The organism is Pseudonocardia sp. NPDC046786 (assembly GCF_040645415.1).
GTDB classification, from domain to species: Bacteria; Actinomycetota; Actinomycetes; order Mycobacteriales; family Pseudonocardiaceae; genus Pseudonocardia; species Pseudonocardia kongjuensis.
This window is the reverse complement of record NZ_JBEYYF010000011.1, coordinates 84,130-100,609: the sequence shown is the minus strand read 5'-3', so window position 1 is coordinate 100,609 and position 16,480 is coordinate 84,130. Positions and strand designations below refer to the sequence as shown.

The window sequence follows — 16,480 nt, the reverse complement described above, 5'->3', positions numbered from 1 at the left end:
ACGAACAGTTCGGCACGGTCGCGGGTGCGCGGGCTGGTGGTCAGCGCCGGCACGATCTCGACCAGCGGCAGTAGCGGTGCGGGCGGCAGGAAGTGCAGCCCGACGACGGTGCGGGGCCGTTCGTCGCGGCGGCCAGCGCGGTGAGCGGGAGCGCTGCGGTGGTCGAGGCGACGATCGCGTCGTCGTCCTTCAGTACTCCGCAGACCGCGCCGAGCACGCTCGACTTGACCGTCCGGTCCTCGGGTACTGCCTCGATGACGAGATCGCGATCGGCGAGTTCACCGGTGTCGGTGGACCAGCGCAGCCGGCAGGCGGCGCGCTCGCGCTCCGGGGAGGACAGCCGCCCGGCGCGGACGGCGCGATCGAGGGAGCGCAGCACCCGCTCGCGGCCGGCGGCCGCGGTCGCCGGGCAGCGCTCCACCACGAGCACGTCGCGCTCGGCCCGGGCGCAGGCCTCGGCCACGGCCGCGCCCATCGTTCCCGCGCCGATGACGCCGACCCGCTCGATTCCCGGCACGCCCCGACTCCTCCCGCTCCTGCTGTGTCAGGAGCCTGGACCAGCGGGGGAGCCGGTGGCGAGGGAACCAAGGAGGCGAATCCGTGCGTACTTCCGGGACGGTTCTGCGAATCCTGCGAACGATCAGGCGTAGAGGCGCTCCGCGTTGCCGCGCAGGACCGCGCGGGCCAGCTCGCCGTCCCCGGTGGCGGCGACCAGGCGGGCGTACTCGCCCTCGCGGTCGCCCCACGGCTCGTCCGAGGCGAACAGCACCCGATCGGCCCCGAGCCCGCGCTTCTCGATCTCGGCGGCGAGCCAGCGCGGCGCGAAACCGATCGCCCAACTGGTGTCGGTATAGACCTGCTTGCCGCGCTCGATCCAGTCGAAGAATCGGCCCCCGACGAGCTTGATGTGCCCGCTCATCCCGCCGCCGAGATGCACCAGGTGCAGCCGGACGTCGTCGGCATAGCGTTCCACGAGCTCGCCGACCTGGTCGATGTCGGAGGCACCGCCCGGCGAGGTGTGCACGTGCACGGTGAGGTCGTGGGTGCGGGCGGCGGCGAAGATCGCGTCCAGCTGTGGGGCACAGGCGGGGTCGGTGGGGCTCCCGCCGAGCAGGAAACTGATCTTGATGATGCGCACGCCCGGCTCCCCGGCGAGCGCGAGCGCGGCGGCGGTGCCGGCGGCGTCCTGCTGGCGTGGGGACGCCCAGATCCCGGCCCGGACCCGGTCGTCGGTCGCGGCGGCCTCCAGGCACAGCCCGTTCAGCGCGAACGACGGCGCCGGATCCGGCACCCCGTAGTTCGGCATCACCACGGCCAGCTCGGTGCCCTCGGCGTCGAGGTCGCGGCGCAGCTCGTCGATCGTCGCCCTGGCCGAGACGTCCGGATTGACCGGCGGCCCGCCGTAGAACGGGTAGGCGGGGAGCACCCCGAGGTGGCGGTGCGCGTCGTGCGGGAGCAGGGCGGTTGCTGCGGTCACGGCACCCAGTCGAACAGAACGGCCCGGCCGCGTGGTGCGGCCGGGCCGATCCGTCACAGGGTCTTCACACGGACCTGACCGCGCTGTCGAACGCCGGGCCCGTGGCCGGGCGGGTCGGGCGGATCAGTCCCACTCCAGGGAGCCGCCGGTGCGGTACTCCGTCACCCGCGTCTCGAAGAAGTTCTTCTCCTTCCGCAGGTCCATCGCCTCGCTCATCCACGGGAACGGGTTGTCCGCCTGCCCGAACAGCGGCGCGATCCCGATCTGCTCGGCCCGCCGGTCGGTGATGAACCGCAGGTACTGCTCGCAGGACTCGGCGGTCAGGCCGAGCATCCCGCGCGGCATGGTGTCGCGGGCGTAGGCGACCTCCAGCTCGCACGCCTCGTGCAGCATGCCGCGGATCTCCCGGGCGAACTCCGGCGTCCACAGGTGCGGGTTCTCGATCTTGATCTGGTTGATGCAGTCGATGCCGAAGTTCAGGTGGATGGACTCGTCGCGCAGGATGTACTGGTACTGCTCGGCGATCCCGACCATCTTGTTGCGCCGCCCGAGGGCCAGGATCTGGGCGAAGCCGGTGTAGAACCACATGCCCTCGAACACCACGTAGAAGGCGATCAGGTCGCGCAGGAACGCCCGGTCGTTCTCCGGGGTGCCGGTGCGGAATTCCGGATCGGACAACGCCTGGGTGTAGCGCAGCGCCCAGGTGTCCTTGTCGGTGATCGAGGGGATCTCGCGGTAGGCGTTGAACAGCGTGCCCTCGTCGAGCCCGAGCGACTCGCAGACGTACTGGAAGGTGTGCGTGTGCACGGCCTCCTCGAACGACTGGCGCAGCAGGTACTGCCGGCACTCCGGGTTGGTCAGGTGCCGGTAGACGGCGAGCACGATGTTGTTCGCGACCAGCGACTCGGCGGTGGCGAAGAAGCCGAGGTTGCGGGTCAGCATCAGGCGCTCGTCGTCGGTCAGGCCGCCCGGGGTGCGCCACAGCGCGATGTCGGCCTGCATGGCCACCTCGGTCGGCATCCAGTGGTTGGCGCAGCCGGCCAGGTACTTCTCCCACGCCCAGTGGTATTTCATCGGGAGCAGCTGGTTGACGTCGGTCCGGGCGTTGATCATGCGCTTGTCGTCGGCGTGCACCGGAGCGGCGCCGCGCTCGATCTCGCCGAGGCCGGTCGCATCGGTCGTCGGGACGGTCACTGGCAGGCCTCGCAGTCGGGGTCGTCGATCGAGCAGGCGGCGGCGGGATCGAGATCGAGCTCCATCCCGGCGATGCCGGAGCCGGCCGGGGTGCCGCTGGCCGCCGGGCCGCTGCCCGCCGGGTTCCCGCCACTGCCGGTCGGCACCCCGGTGAGCCGCCCGTCGGTGCCCTTGAGGGTGGACTTCTCCACCGACGTCGCGGCCCGGGTCCGCAGGTAGTAGGTGGTCTTGCAGCCGCTGCGCCAGGCCAGCCGGTACAGCTCGTCGAGCTTGCGCCCGCTCGGACCGGCCAGGTACAGGTTCAGCGACTGCGCCTGGTCGAGCCACTTCTGCCGGCGCGACGCGGCCGCGATCAGCCAGCGCGGCTCGATCTCGAACGCGGTGGCGTACAGCTCCTTGAGGTCGGCCGGCACCCGGTCGATCTCGGCCAGCGAGCCGTCGAAGTACTTGAGGTCGGCGACCATCACCTCGTCCCACAGGCCACGCTGCTTGAGGTCACGGACCAGGTGCGGGTTCACCACGGTGAAGTCGCCGGACATGTTGGACTTCACGTACAGGTTCAGGTGGATCGGCTCGATCGACTGGGCGACCCCGCAGATGTTCGAGATCGTCGCGGTCGGGGCGATCGCCAGCACGTTGGAGTTGCGCATGCCCTGGGTACGGACCGTCTCGCGCAGCGTGTCCCAGTCGAGGGTGGTGGAGCGGTCGACGTCGAACTCGCCCTCCTCGCGGGCGGCGGCGAGCAGCTCCAGCGAGTCGATCGGCAGGATCCCCCGGCTCCACAGCGAGCCGTCGAAGGAGGCGTAGCGGCCACGCTCGGCGGCCAGATCCGACGACGCCGCGATCGCGTGGAAGCTGAGCGCCTCGGCGCTGCGATCGGCGAACTCGACGGCGGCGTCGCTGCCCGGCGCGATCCGCTGGAGGAACAGCGCGTCGGAGAAGCCCATCATCCCCAGGCCGACCGGGCGGTGCCGCAGGTTGGACCGGCGGGCCTCCGGGATCGTGTAGAAGTTGATGTCCACGACGTTGTCCAGCATGCGGACCGCCGTGGTCACCGTGCGCTGCAGCTTGTCCGTGTCGAGCCCGTCGGGCCCGATGTGCGCGGCCAGGTTGACCGAGCCGAGGTTGCAGACCGCGACCTCGCCGTCGGCTCCGGCCTGGGTGTTCAGGGTGATCTCGGTGCACAGGTTCGACGAGTGCACCACGCCGGCGTGCTGCTGCGGGCTGCGCAGGTTGCACGGGTCCTTGAAGGTGATCCACGGGTGCCCGGTCTCGAACAGCATGGTCAGCATCCGGCGCCACAGGTCGACCGCGCGCACCGTGCGGTGCACCCGGATCTCGCCGCGCTCGGCGGCCTGCTCGTACTCGCGGTAGCGCAGGGGGAACGCGGTGCCGTAGAGATCGTGCAGGTCGGGGACCTCGTCCGGGGAGAACAGCGTCCAGGAACCGTCGGCCTGCACCCGGCGCAGGAACTCGTCGGGCACCCAGTTCGCGGTGTTCATGTCGTGCGTGCGGCGCCGGTCGTCGCCGGTGTTCTTGCGCAGGTCGAGGAACTCCTCGATGTCGACGTGCCAGGTCTCCAGGTAGGCGCACGCCGCGCCCTTGCGCTTGCCGCCCTGGTTGACCGCGACGGCGGTGTCCCCGGCGATCTTGAGGAACGGCACGACACCCTGCGAGACACCGTTGGTGCCCCGGATGTGCGCGCCGAGGCCGCGGACCGGGGTCCAGTCGTTGCCCAGGCCGCCGGAGTACTTCGCGAGCAGCGCGTTGTTCCGGTAGCCGCCGAAGATCGAGTCCAGGTCGTCGTCGACGGTGGTGAGGAAGCACGACGACAGCTGCGCCCTGGTGGTGCCCGAGTTGAACAGCGTCGGGGTGGACGCCATGAAGTCGAAGCTGGACAGCAGCTCGTAGAACTCGATCGCGCGCGCCTCGCGGTCGACCTCCCGGATCGCCAGGCCCATCGCGACCCGCAGGAAGAACGCCTGCGGCAGCTCGAACCGGGTGCCGCGCTCGTGCAGGAAGTAGCGGTCGTAGAGGGTCTGCAGGCCGAGGAAGCCGATCTCGGTGTCCCGCTCGGGACGGATCGCGGCGGTGACCCGGTCCAGGTCGAACGTGGCGAGCTCCGGATCGACCAGCCCGATGTCGATCGCGCGGCTCAGGTAGTCCTTGGTGTACGTGGCGTAGCGCTGCGCCATCGTGGCCTGGTCGGGCGTCTCCCGGGTGCCGGACAGGTGCGAGACGGCCTCGGCGCGCAGCCGGTCGAGCAGCAGCCGGGACGCCACCAGCGAGTAGTCCGGCTCCCGCTCGACCAGCGTGCGGGCGGCCATGACGAGCGCCTGGGCCAGTTCGTCGGCGGTGATGCCGTCGTAGACGGTGCGGTCCAGCTCGGCGAGCACCGGCTCCCGGCTCACGTCCTCGATCCCGGCCAGCGCCTCGGCGAGCACGGTCTCGACGCGGTCGCGGTCCAGCGGGACCCGGCTGCCGTCGGGCTGGGTGACGTGCACGGTCGGCAGATCGGTGGTGGCGGTCTCGGGTCCGGTGTCCCGGGCCTGCGCGTGCTGCTCACGGTAGAGCACGTAGGAGCGGGCGACCTTGTGGTGCTCGCCGCGCATCAGGGCCAGCTCGACCTGGTCCTGGATCTGTTCGACGTGCACGCCGGGCACGGGATGCCGGGCCAGTGCCGCGACGACCTGATCGGTCAGCTCGCCGACGAGATGGTGCAGCCGTGACGACGCCGACGCGGACCCGCCCTCGACGGCCAGGAACGCCTTGGTCATCGCCACCGAGATCTTGCCGGCGTCGAACGTGGTCTCGGAGCCGTCACGCCGGATCACCCGCAGGCCGGGCGGGGCTGTGCCGTGCGCGGATGCAGGGGGAGCGGTGCTTGCGGTCACGGGTCTCTCTCCTCGCGAGTCGCCGTCGGTCCGTGACCCGCGCGAGGAGGCGACGACGGTCCGGGACCGCCGCACCCTGGCGCCCTCCCGCGAGGCCCGGAGCTGCGCACGCCGGCGGCGGGCGCACCGGTGGCAGGTCTTCGGACTCACGGGCGTCGTGCACGCTCCTACTGGCCGTCGCTTCCCGGGATCGCTCCCAGTGCTCGTTGACGGCGGTCGTTCCCGTTCACCGCTGCGGGGCAGTCCCGGATTCGCACCGGGTTCCCTGTTGTCTCACCGGCCCAGGCGGGCCGGTGAACCACCAGCGAACCGGACACTACATCTTGGGGCCGCCGCCGTTCGAGACCCCAAGGAGTCGGTGTGTGCGACGAATCGTCACCGCCGGTGAACGGTGCAGGTCGGCCCCGGCGGGTCGCCGCGAGAGGCTCGTGCCGGCCACTCGGACCGGTGATGATCGTCCCCCTTTCGGGGGCTAGATGAAAATGACTACTGTTTCTGACATGAGAATTCGACGGATCCTCCCGCTCGTCCCGGCGCTCGCGCTGCTCGCGGTGCTCGCCGGATGCGGAGCCGCCGGGCCGGGTACCGATCCGGCCGCCGGGGAGCGGCCCGCGCCGCGGATCGAGCGCGCCGCGGCACCGCTGGAGCCCGCCGGCACCGTCACCGACCCGAACGGCACCGAGCTGTCGCTGCCCACCCCGCCGGAGCGGATCGTCTGCATCACCGGGCTGTGCGACGACATGCTCGTCGAGCTCGGCATCGCCCCGGCCGGTACCTCGACGCCCGCGCTGCTCGCGAACCCGGTGCTGCTCGGCGAGGCGGCGGCCGCGCAGGTTCCGACCGTCGCGGGCAGCTTCGGCAGCGAGGACGTCGAGTCGATCGCCGCCCTGGATCCGGACCTGGTGATCGGGCTCGGCGGGGTGCACGATCCGCTGCGCTCCGCGATCGAGCAGTTCGCGCCGCTGTGGACGGTCGAGCCGTCGACCTGGCAGGACTCGGTCGGCTACCTGCGGGCGCTCGGGGCGCTGACCGGCCGGACCGCGGAGGCGGTGGCGGCCGAGGAGCGGTTCCGCGGCATCCTCGCCGACGCGGTCGACACCACCCGGGAGACCGGGCAGGCCGACCGGACGGTCGTGCTGATGTACGGCAGCGCCGACACGATCGGCGTCGACACCACCGCATCGGTCAACGGCGACCTGCTCGCCCAGCTCTACGACTACCCGTTCGCACCGCGCAGCGCGGACGTCGAGTCCGGGTCGGCCTACAACGTCGAGGAGATCCTGGCCGGGCAGCCCGACGTCGTACTGGCCTTCTCACTGCTGTTCTCCGCCGAGGACCGCACGCTGACCGACCAGCTCGCCGACAACCCGGTCTGGCAGCAGGTCCCGGCCGTGCAGCAGGGTGCGGTGCACGAGATGGACCCGCGACTGTGGGGCAGCGGGCGCGGCACCCGCAGCCTGGGCGCGATCGTCGAGCAGTCGCTGGCCGTGGTGCCGGGCAGGTGAGGATCGCGCTCCTGGTGGCCGCCGGGACCGCGCTCGTGGTCGCCACGCTGTGCCTGGGCACGCCGTCGGTGCCGCCGTGGCAGTTGCCGGCGGTGCTCGGGTCCGGTTCCGGGATCGAGCACGTCGTGGTCACCGAGCTGCGCGCGCCCCGGCTCGTCCTGGGCGCGCTCGCCGGGATCGCGCTCGGGACCGCGGGGATGCTGCTGCAGGACGCGCTGCGCAACCCGCTCGCCGTCCCCGAGCTGCTCGGGGTCTCCTCCGGCGCGGCGGCCGCGGTGGCGATCACGATCGTGACCGGTGCCGCGATGCCGTTCTCGCCGCTGCTGCCCGCGATCGCCGGTGCCGCGACCGGGGCGCTGCTCACCCTGCTCGCGGTGCGCGGGGCCGTCGGACCGGCCGCCGTGCTGCTGATCGGGGCCGGGGTGAGCGCGGCGTTGCAGGCGCTGCTGCTCACCGCGGTCGCGCTCACCGGCTCGCAGGAGCAGGGGGTGCTCGTCCGCTACCTGCTCGGTTCGCTCACCGGCACCACCTGGCCGACGGTCGCGACGGTGCTGCCCGGGCTCGCGATCGGGCTCGGGCTCGCGGTGCTCGCGCTGCCGGCGCTGGGCCTGCTGCGGCTCGGCGACGGCACCGCATCGGTGCTCGGGCTGCGTACCGCGACCGCCCGGATCGGGGTGCTGGCGGTGGCATGCCTGCTGGTGGCCGCGGTCGTCGGCCCGTGCGGCCCGGTGGCGTGGGTCGGTTTCCTGGCGCCGCAGCTGGTACTCCGGTTCCGTCCGGCGGCCGCACCGCTCACCCGGCTGGTCGCCTGCGCGGGAACCGGGGCGGTGCTCGTCGTGGCCGCGGACCTGCCGGCCCGGACCGTGCTGTACCCGGTGGAGCTGCCGGTGGGCGGGCTGACCGCGGTGGTCGCCGTCGTGCTGGGGGGGCTGCTCCTGGCCGGACGCCGGCGTCCCCGGCCCGCCGATCCGGTGCAGGTGGGGCCGTCGTGACGGCACTGCTGCGGCTGCTGCTGCTCACCGCCGGTGCCGCCGTCGCCGGGACGGCCGGCCTGCTGGTCGGCACCGCGGTGTCCCCGATGGACGCGGTGTCTGCGCTCGCCGGGATCGGCGATCCGTCGGCCCGCGAGCTGGTCATCGGCCTCCGGATGCCCCGGGTGCTGGTCGGATTCGCCGCGGGCGCCTGCTTCGGTGTCGCCGGTGTGGTGCTCCAGTCGGTGCTGCGCAATCCGCTGGCCTCGCCGGAGGTCACCGGGGTCGGCTCCGGCGCGGTGCTGGGCGCGGTCGCGGCGACCCTGGCCGGCGGTGCGGTCGCCGGCCCGATCGGGGTGCTCGCCGTCGCCGTGCTCGGCGGGACGCTCGGCGGCGGTGTGCTGTGGCTGCTCGCCGGCCGGGCAGCCGGTCCGGGCACCGCCGATCCGCTGCGGCTGGCGGTGTCCGGCGTGGTCGTCTCGGCGGTGCTCGCCGGTGGGACGCTGCTGCTGCTCACCGCCCGGCCGCAGCTGGCCGGGTCGCTGGTGCGCTGGCTGGTGGGGTCGCTCAACGGCCGCGGCTGGGAGCACTGGAGCGCGGTCTGGCCGGTCGCGCTGGTCGTGCTCGTCGCGGCGGCGCTGCTCGCGCCGGTACTGGCCCTGCTCGCCGTCGACGACGACCACGCCTGCGGTGTCGGGCTCGCGGTCGGGCCGTGGCGCAGCGTCGTCGTGCTGGTCGCGGTGCTGGCGACGGCCGGCGCGGTGGCCGTCGCCGGGGCGCTGGCCTTCGTCGGGCTGCTCGCCCCGCACCTGGCGCGGGCGGTGCTCGGCCTGGCCGGTGCGGACCCGCGCCTGCTGGTGCCGGGCGCCGCGCTGGCCGGTGCGGCGACCGTCGCCGCCGCCGACGTCGTCGCGCAGGCGGTGACCGCGCTCGCCCCCACCGGGGACCGTCCGCTGGGGATGCCGACCGGGGCCGTCACCGCGGTCGCCGGTGCGGTGGTGTTGATCGTGCTGGTGCGCCGCAGCTCGCGTGCGGTGCTGGGAGGGGAGTCGTGAACGAACCGTTGCTGGCGAGCGGCGTGCGGGTCGCGTTCGACGGGCGCACCGTGCTCGACGGCGTCGATCTCGGGGTGCGCGGCGGACAGTGGACGTCGCTGGTCGGTCGCAACGGCTGCGGCAAGACCACCCTGCTGCGGGTGCTCGCCGGACTGCACCGGCCCGACGGCGGCACAGTGTCGGCCGGTGGCCGGGACCTGGCCACGCTGTCCCGCCGCGAGACCGCGCGCCGGATCGCGGTGCTGCCCCAGTCGATGCCGCCGCTGGGCGGGGTGACGGTGCGGGCACTCGTCGCGCAGGGCCGCTACGCCGTGCGCGGCCCGCTCGGGATGCTCGGTGGTGGCGCCGACGCCGTCACCACCGAGGCGCTGCGTGCCACCGGCACGCTGGCCTGGGCCGACGTCCCGGTCGAGCTCCTCTCCGGCGGGGAGCGGCAGCGGGTCCGGCTCGCGCTGGCACTCGCCCAGGACGCGCCGGTGCTGCTGCTCGACGAACCGACCACCTACCTCGACGTCCGTCACCAGCTGGAGGTGCTGGACCTGGTCCGCGAGCTGCAGCGCGAGCGCGGCCTGACCGTCGTCGCGGTGCTGCACGACCTGGCGCAGGCCGCGCGCTGTGCGGACCGGGTGATCGCACTGCGCGAGGGCCGGGTGCACGCCGACGGCACCCCGGAGGAGGTCGTCGACGCCGGCCTGCTGGCCGAGGTGTTCGGGGTCCGCGGCGGGGTCTCCCGTCGGGAGGGCCGGCTGACCTGCCACTACCTCGACGTCACGACGCCCGGGCCGCGGTCCGCAGCGCCGGGCTGAGCCAGGCGAGCGCCACCCCGGCGGCGAGCACGGCGGCACCGGCCAGCAGCCCGGCCCGGGGCCCGCCGACGACGGCCACGGTGCCGGCCAGCGCCGCGCCGGCCGGGGTGCCGACACCCCAGGACAGCATCCGGGCGGTGGTGCTGACCCGGGCCCTGGCGTGCGGCGGGCACACCTGCTGGCGGTAGGTGACGGCGTTGAGCACGACGGTCGAGTAGGCGCAGCCGAACGCGACCGCGGCGAGCAGCGCCGGGATCCAGTGCGTCGCGGCGCCCACCAGCAGTGAGCAGAGCAGCGAGACGGGCAGCGCGGTGAGCGCCAGCCGGGCCCCGCCGTGCCGCCCGGTCAGCCGCGGGACCAGCCGGGACGCGAGCAGCCCGCCGATCCCCCAGCAGGCGAACAGCAGCCCCAGCCGGGGATCGCCGGACGGCGCGATACCGAGGACGGTGTCGGCCCACGGCACCGCCATCGCGGCCCAGGCGCCACCGGCGACCGCCTGCGTGGTCCCGACCAGGGTGAGCGTGCGGATGGTGCGGTGCTGCCACAGGATCGTCAGCCCCTCACCGACGTCGGCCCGGATCCGGGTGCGCGGACCCGGCCGCCGGACCGACAGTGCGCCGGCGATCGAGCGGACCAGCAGCGCCGAGGTCAGTGCGGTCAGTGCAGTCACGCCCAGCAGTCCGGCCGGGGCGAGTACGGCCACCAGCAACCCGGCCAGCGGCGGCACCAGCAGCTCGACGACCGTGGTGGCGCCGAACAACCGCGACCACGCCTCGGTCAGCCGGGCCTCGCCGACCAGGGTGGGCAGTGCGCCGAAGTTGGCGGCGTCGAAGAACACGAAGCAGGTCTGTGCCAGCACCGCCGTCGCGAGCACCTGCCACGGGCCGAGCACGCCGAGCCACCAGGCGAGCGGGATCCCGGCGAGCAGCACGGCCTGCGCCAGGTCGGTCCCGACCATCACCGCGCGCCGGTCCACCCGGTCCGCCAGCGCACCCGCGACCAGCCCGAAGAGCAGGTAGGGCAGGGCCTCGACGGCAGCGACGGCGGCGGTCCAGGCCGGCGAGCCGGTCAGCCGGTAGACCAGCACGGGCAGCGCGACGGCGGCAACCAGGCTGCCGGAGACCGACACCACGCGGGCGGTCAGGTACCGGCGCAGGGCGGCATCGGAGCCGGGCACGCAGATCCCTCCGTCGGGGTGGTCGGGTTGCGCACCGTCAGCGGGACGGCAGGGTCGCGTCGACGACGAGATATCCGGCGTCGAGCCGCACCGGCCTGTCCGGTGCACCGGCGAGTGCCTCGATGTCGTCGAACATCGCCGTCGCGCGCTCGCCCAGCCCGGCCGCCGCGGCGGCGTGCGCGGGGGAGTGCGTGCGCAGGAATGTGGTCATCGCCGCCGGCGAGTCGAAGTGCCACGGGAGGCCGCGTTCGGCGATCCGGATCCCGGTGAACCCGGACAGCCTCCGCTCCACGGCTTCCGGGCGCCCCCAGTCCAGCGGGTCCGCGACCCCCGGCGGGGCGCCGGTGTGTGTCCGCATGACGGCGCTCATCCGCCCCATGAACCCGTCCGGCGTCCACGCCGTGAACCCCAGTCGCCCGCCGGGCACGAGTACCCGCCGCAGTTCGGCCAGCACGACCTCCGGTCGGGGAGCGAAGATCATCCCGAAGCTCGACACGACGACGTCGGCGACGCCGTCGGGCAGTGGCAGGTCCTCGGCGTCGCCCTCCAGCCAGACGATGCCGGTCCCCGCGGTCCGCTCCCGGCCGAGCTCGACCATCCGGGGTGCGAGATCGGTCGCGAGCACCGCGGCGCCCCGCCCCCGGAGCTCCAGGGCGGCACTGCCGGTGCCCGCGGCGACGTCGAGCACCTGCTCCGTGCGGCTGGGCACGACGGCGTCGACCAGGTCGCGGGCGGCGGGGGCGAGCAGGCTGGAGAGGGGCCGATAGTCCGCGCCGCTCCAGAGGCTGCGCATGGCGGTCGTGTACCCATCGGGAACGGTCATCGCCCAACACTATCGATATCCATGTTCGACAAGGAAGGATGTGTGACGCCCGGGCCCCGCGTCGACCGGGAGCGTGTCCCGGCGCCGGGTCCGCGCCGCTGCGGGGAGGTCGGCTCGTGCCGTTCGGCGGTGCCGGTGCTGTACTCGTCCGGCCGAACCGGTCCGGCGGTGACCGGCGCGCTGCGCCACCTGTCCCACCGTTCCGGCCGATCGGCCGGGCACGTCCGAGGGAGGACCGAGTTGCCGGTTACCGCCGATCTCGATGCCGAGGGCTGGCTGCGCCGCTGGGACGCCCAGCAGGAGCGCTACGTCCCCGATCGCGAGGAGCTGTTCGGGCTGGCGCTGGACGCCGTCGCCGGCCTCGATGCCGCTCCGGGACGGCTGCTCGACCTGGGCTGCGGTCCCGGTTCGCTGGCGTCCCGGGCGGCGGCCCGGTTCCCCGACGCCGAGATCGTCGGCGTGGACGTCGATCCCGTGATGCTCGAGCTCGCCCGGCGCACCACCGGTGACCGGGTGCGCTGGGTGGACGCCGATCTCGCCGCCCCGGACTGGCCCGACCCGCTCGACGGCCCGTTCGACGCGATCGTCTCGGCGACGGCGTTGCACTGGCTGCAGGAGTCCGCGCTGCCGGCGCTCGCGGACCGGCTGGCTGGTCTGCTGCGTCCCGGCGGGGTGTTCGTGAACGTCGACACGCTCCTCGCCGACCCGGCCGCACCCAGGATCGCGGCACTGACCCGGCGACTGCGCGAGGAGCGGACGGCCCGCGGGCTAGCCACCGGGGAGGACTTCCGCACCTGGTGGGACGCGCTGTCGGCGGAGCCGGCGCTGGCCGCCGAGTTCGCCGAGCGGGAGCGCCGGTTCGCCGGTCACGTCGCCGGCGGGTCCTCGCTCCCGGCCTGGGAGGACGCGCTGCGCCGGGCCGGGTTCGCCGAGGTCTCGACGCTCACCCAGACCTTCGACCGGCGGATGCTGGTCGCGCTGCGCTGAGCCGGGCCGTGTCGAGCGGCGCCGGGCCGAGCGGCGCCGGGCTCTCAGCCGAGCCGGGCGCCGGCGAAGTTGGCCCAGGCGAAGGTGTTGGGCCGGGCCGGCTCCAGACCGGACACCTCCGCGGCGACGCCGACGTTCCAGTCCCGCACCGCCCACACCAGGCCGCCGGAGTCGGCACGGAGCTGCTGCATGATCCGGCCGAACCCGGTGGCCCGGGCCGCCTCGTCGTCGGTCCCGATGGCGTCGTAGTAGAGCCGGTCGATCTCCGGGCTGCGGTAGCCGGTGAAGTCGTAGGTCGGGGTGCTGGTCAGCATCCGGCGGCCGATGTAGTCCGGGATCGGCAGCGATCCGGTGCTGTTCTGGGAGAAGACGCCCTGCTCCCGGATGGTCCTGAAGTAGTTCTCCGAGGGCAGCGTGCGGGCGCTCACCCGCAGCCCGATCGCTGTGAGCTGCCGGGCGACGATCGTGGTGGCGGCGTCGAAGTTCGGATCGGCGCCGCTGGTCTGCAGCTCGATCGCCTGGCCCTGGGCGCCGGCCTGGGTGATCAGCGCGCGGGCTCGGTCCGGGTCGTGCACGACCTGCTCGACGTCCGGGTAGTACTGCAGGCCCTGGCCGAACATGTCGTTGCCGGGCCGGCCCCGGCCGAGCAGCGCGACCCCGACCAGCTCGTCGCGGTCGATGCCGTACCGGACCGCCTCGCGCAGCCGGGCGTCGTCGAACGGCGGACGGTCCACCCGCATCACCAGGAACTGGTTGGCCGCAGCCGGTGCGGACAGTGTGCTCGCGCGGCTGTCGCCGTCCAGCCGGGCGGCTCCGGCCGGGGTGAGATCGTGCGCGTAGTGGACCTGGCCGGACAGCAGCGCGCCGATCCGGGCCTCCTCGTCGTCGACCGGCAGGAACTCCAGCTCGCCGATCGCGGGCCTGCCGCCCCAGTGGTCGTCGAACGCGGTGTAGAGCGCGGGGCCGCCGGGGCTGAACGAGCCGAACCGGAACGGCCCGGTGCCCACTGGGGAGTCGAAGCCGGTCGCGCCCTGCTGCACGATCTCGGTGCCCGGCGCACCCCAGGCCAGGGGGAACAGGAAGTTCGGCCGGTTCAGGACGAGCTCCAGCTCGGTGGCCGAGGTCGCGCGGGACGCGGTGAGGTCCAGGTCGCGGAACAGGGCGGCGGCGATCGCGGTGGTGTCCGGATCGACGATCCGCCGCAGCGAGTGCAGGACGTCGTCGGCGGTCAGCGGCCCGCCGTCGTGGAAGCGTGCGTCCCGCAGCACGATCCGCCAGCGGCTGCCCGTGGGATCGCTCTCCCAGGATTCCGCGAGCCGCGGCTGCGGGGTCATGTCCTGGGACCAGCCGACGAGGGTGTCGAAGCACGCCTTCGCGCGTGCCTGGTCGACGTAGAGCGGGAGCACGTGCGGATCCAGCGACTCCTGGGAGCCACCGGAGGCGAAGGCGACCCGCAGCCGGTCCGTCCCGGATCCGGGGGAGCCGCCGCAGCCGGCGAGGGTCAGCGCGGCCGTCCCGAGGCCGCCCACGATGAACCCGCGCCGGCTGATGTCTGGAGTCACGAACCGGACCTTAACCCGCTCACCTGAACATCCAATCAGATGTGTGCCGTACCCGACGAAGGTCGAATCGCCGGGCCGCGGCGACCGAACCCGCGTTCCCGCATTCACGGCGTTCACCGCGGTCGGCAGGTGCACGGTCCAGGCCGGATCGTGCTCGCCGAGCGTTCCGCGGAACGTGGTTCGTGCTGTCCCGGGTGCTGCGGAACGCGTTCCGCAGCACCGCGGATCGCGCCCGCGATGGGGCGGGCCGTGCCGGGGCGTGTTTCCCGGAGTGGAGATGGGTGGCGGGGTGTCGCTGGGTCCGTTCCGCGGAACGCGGCGGGAGGGCTCCGGTTGTGCCGGGGGGTACCCGGAGTCGAGATGGGCGGCCCCGGCACTGCCGTCCGCGTTCCGCGGAACGCGGACGCATGGGTTCCGAGCGGTTCGGCGGCCCCCGCGATCGACTCTCAGCGGGCGCCCGCCGGCTCCGCCGCGTCTCCGGCGATCCGGCCGTCGGCCAGCGCCAGCACCCGGTCGGCCACGGCGAGCGTGGCCGGATCGTGGCTGATCAGCAGCACGGCCAGACCGTCGTCGCGGCGGGCCCGGGCCAGCTCGTCGAGCAGCAGCCTGCGGTGTGCGCCGTCCAGCGCCGACGTCGCCTCGTCGGCTATCAGCACCGCCGGGCGGGCGAGGAGCGCCCTGGCGACCGACGCCCGCTGCAGCTGGCCGCCGGACAGCCCGCCCGGTCGCCGGGCAACGGTCTCCGCAGGCAGGCCCAACCGTTCCAGCAGGGCGCGGGCATCGGACCGGGCGTAGGCCACCGGCAGCCCGCGCAGCAACACCGCGGGCCGGGCCACCTGGTCGAGCACCGGCCGGTGGTCGAGGAACGCCGACCGGCAGTCCTGGTGCACGTACTGCACCGCGCGACGGCCGCGACCGCCGCCGCGGCACCTTCCACCGCCACCGCCACCGCCACCGCCACCGCCACCGCTGCCTTCGCCTCTGCCACCGCTGCCACCGCTGCCACTGCCGTAGCTGCCGCCGTCGACGACGACGTCCCCCGAGTGCGGCGCGAGTCCGGCGAGGGCCCGGCCGAGCGTCGTCTTCCCCGCACCGGACGACCCGGTGACGGCGAGGCACTCACCCCGCTCCAGGGTGAGATCCACTCCGGACAGCAGCGGGGTGCCGTCCGCCGCCCGGACGCCCAGCCCGGTCACCACGAGCAGCGGCGCGCCCGCCGTGCGCGGAGCGGGCCGGGCCGGTCGTGGTGCCGGCGGCCCGAGCACGGTGGCCGGGTCACCCCGTCGGACGACCCGGCCGGCGTCGAGCAGCAGTACCTCGTCGGCCAGCCGGCGGGCGGTGTCCAGATCGTGGGTGAGCAGCACCAGTGCTGTCCCGCCTGCGGCCAGGGCGGCGAGCCGCCCGACCACCGCGTCGGTGGTGACCGGGTCCAGTCCGGTCGTCGGCTCGTCGAGCACGACGACGTCGGGCGCGGTCACCAGGGTCTGGGCCAGCGCCATCCGCTGCTGCTGTCCTCCGGAGAGCTGATGCGGGAACCGGCGCGCCAGCCGTGGCTCGGCGCCCAGACCGGCCCGCTCCAGGGCGTCGTCGACGGCGGCGGTGCGGGCCGCCCGCCGGGCCCGGCCGCTGCCGTGCACGATCGCGGCCAGCTCGTCGAGCACCGGCCCGATCCGGCGGACCGGATCGAGCACGACGCCCGGGTGCTGCGGCAGGTGCCCGACCCGCCCGGCCCGGGCCCGCCGCAGCGCCGCCGGACCGAGCCCGAGCAGCTCGGTGCCGCTGGTGCGGACCGAGCCGCCGAGCCTGACGCCGGTGTCCGACTCGCCGAGCAGCGCCAGCCCGAGGGTGGACTTCCCGGCCCCGGACGGGCCGAGGACGGCCAGTACCCGGCCCGCCTCGATGGTGAGCCCGACGTCGTCGAGCAGGGCCGCCGCGCCCGCCGTGGCGGTGAGCCCGCGGATCTCGAGCACGACGGCCGGGCCGGGCCGGTTCATGCCACGGCTCCTGTCATGGCGCAGGCTCCTGTCAT

The 16,480-nt window shown here is 74.1% G+C and carries 12 protein-coding genes, 1 pseudogene and 1 riboswitch; of the genes and pseudogenes, 5 read left to right on the top strand and 8 right to left on the bottom strand.

The window, feature by feature from the left end:
* Positions 1–23: 23 nt before the first annotated feature.
* The 4 genes and pseudogenes from ABZ881_RS15885 to ABZ881_RS15870 all read right to left on the bottom strand — a co-directional run.
* Positions 24–475, bottom strand: a pseudogene (locus tag ABZ881_RS15885) (3-hydroxyacyl-CoA dehydrogenase NAD-binding domain-containing protein); the annotation flags it as partial.
* Between the two features lie 165 nt (positions 476–640).
* Positions 641–1,477 carry an amidohydrolase family protein gene (locus tag ABZ881_RS15880; protein WP_358485198.1) on the bottom strand — a complete coding sequence of 279 codons (837 nt, stop codon included), beginning with the start codon at positions 1,475–1,477 and terminating at the stop codon, positions 641–643.
* Between the two features lie 123 nt (positions 1,478–1,600).
* Positions 1,601–2,671 (bottom strand): ribonucleotide-diphosphate reductase subunit beta, encoded by a 1,071-nt coding sequence (locus ABZ881_RS15875; RefSeq protein WP_358485197.1) that lies wholly within the window; start codon positions 2,669–2,671, stop codon positions 1,601–1,603.
* The gene (locus tag ABZ881_RS15870; RefSeq protein WP_358485195.1) at positions 2,668–5,565 is read right to left on the bottom strand and encodes a ribonucleoside-diphosphate reductase subunit alpha; all 2,898 of its coding nucleotides are present in this window, start codon (positions 5,563–5,565) and stop codon (positions 2,668–2,670) included. Before ABZ881_RS15870 ends, ABZ881_RS15875 begins: the two co-directional genes overlap by 4 nt.
* Positions 5,566–5,678: 113 nt before the next feature.
* Positions 5,679–5,883, bottom strand: a riboswitch (cobalamin riboswitch).
* A gap of 182 nt (positions 5,884–6,065) precedes the next feature.
* Here ABZ881_RS15870 and ABZ881_RS15865 point away from each other — a divergent pair.
* The 4 genes from ABZ881_RS15865 to ABZ881_RS15850 are packed head-to-tail and all read left to right on the top strand — an operon-like array spanning position 6,066 to position 9,902.
* A complete protein-coding gene (locus ABZ881_RS15865; protein WP_358485192.1) occupies positions 6,066–7,070 on the top strand; it encodes an ABC transporter substrate-binding protein in 1,005 nt (334 codons plus the stop codon).
* Positions 7,067–8,062 (top strand): iron ABC transporter permease, encoded by a 996-nt coding sequence (locus ABZ881_RS15860; RefSeq protein WP_358485190.1) that lies wholly within the window; start codon positions 7,067–7,069, stop codon positions 8,060–8,062. The genes ABZ881_RS15865 and ABZ881_RS15860 overlap by 4 nt, the downstream gene beginning before the upstream one ends.
* Positions 8,059–9,096 (top strand): iron chelate uptake ABC transporter family permease subunit, encoded by a 1,038-nt coding sequence (locus ABZ881_RS15855; RefSeq protein ID WP_358485188.1) that lies wholly within the window; start codon positions 8,059–8,061, stop codon positions 9,094–9,096. Before ABZ881_RS15860 ends, ABZ881_RS15855 begins: the two co-directional genes overlap by 4 nt.
* Positions 9,093–9,902 (top strand): ABC transporter ATP-binding protein, encoded by an 810-nt coding sequence (locus ABZ881_RS15850; protein WP_358485186.1) that lies wholly within the window; start codon positions 9,093–9,095, stop codon positions 9,900–9,902. Before ABZ881_RS15855 ends, ABZ881_RS15850 begins: the two co-directional genes overlap by 4 nt.
* Here ABZ881_RS15850 and ABZ881_RS15845 read toward each other — a convergent pair.
* Together ABZ881_RS15845 and ABZ881_RS15840 are read right to left on the bottom strand one after the other, a co-directional pair.
* Positions 9,865–11,079: an MFS transporter gene (locus ABZ881_RS15845; RefSeq protein ID WP_358485185.1), complete on the bottom strand. Its 1,215-nt coding sequence runs from the start codon at positions 11,077–11,079 to the stop codon at positions 9,865–9,867. The two genes, ABZ881_RS15850 and ABZ881_RS15845, sit on opposite strands and share 38 nt — an antisense overlap.
* A 37-nt stretch (positions 11,080–11,116) precedes the next feature.
* Complete coding sequence (locus ABZ881_RS15840) at positions 11,117–11,902, bottom strand: class I SAM-dependent methyltransferase (RefSeq protein WP_358485183.1); 786 nt, start codon at positions 11,900–11,902, stop codon at positions 11,117–11,119.
* Positions 11,903–12,142: 240 nt separating this feature from the next.
* On the opposite strand from ABZ881_RS15840, the gene ABZ881_RS15835 reads away from it, so the two are divergent.
* Entirely contained in the window at positions 12,143–12,889 is a 747-nt protein-coding gene (locus ABZ881_RS15835; RefSeq protein WP_358485182.1) for a class I SAM-dependent methyltransferase, read from the top strand.
* 44 nt (positions 12,890–12,933) lie between these two features.
* On the opposite strand, the gene ABZ881_RS15830 is transcribed toward ABZ881_RS15835, so the two are convergent.
* Together ABZ881_RS15830 and ABZ881_RS15825 are read right to left on the bottom strand one after the other, a co-directional pair.
* Complete coding sequence (locus ABZ881_RS15830; RefSeq protein WP_358485180.1) at positions 12,934–14,451, bottom strand: ABC transporter substrate-binding protein; 1,518 nt, start codon at positions 14,449–14,451, stop codon at positions 12,934–12,936.
* Between the two features lie 446 nt (positions 14,452–14,897).
* A complete protein-coding gene (locus tag ABZ881_RS15825) occupies positions 14,898–16,445 on the bottom strand; it encodes an ATP-binding cassette domain-containing protein (RefSeq protein WP_358485179.1) in 1,548 nt (515 codons plus the stop codon).
* Positions 16,446–16,480 lie beyond the last annotated feature (35 nt).

Bases quoted from the DNA above. Each gene is read 5' to 3' on its own strand.
- ABZ881_RS15865 (WP_358485192.1), top strand. From the start codon at position 6,066: ATGAGAATTCGACGGATCCTCCCGCTCGTCCCGGCGCTCGCGCTGCTC.
- ABZ881_RS15840 (WP_358485183.1), bottom strand. From the start codon at position 11,902: ATGACCGTTCCCGATGGGTACACGACCGCCATGCGCAGCCTCTGGAGC.
- ABZ881_RS15825 (WP_358485179.1), bottom strand. From the start codon at position 16,445: ATGAACCGGCCCGGCCCGGCCGTCGTGCTCGAGATCCGCGGGCTCACC.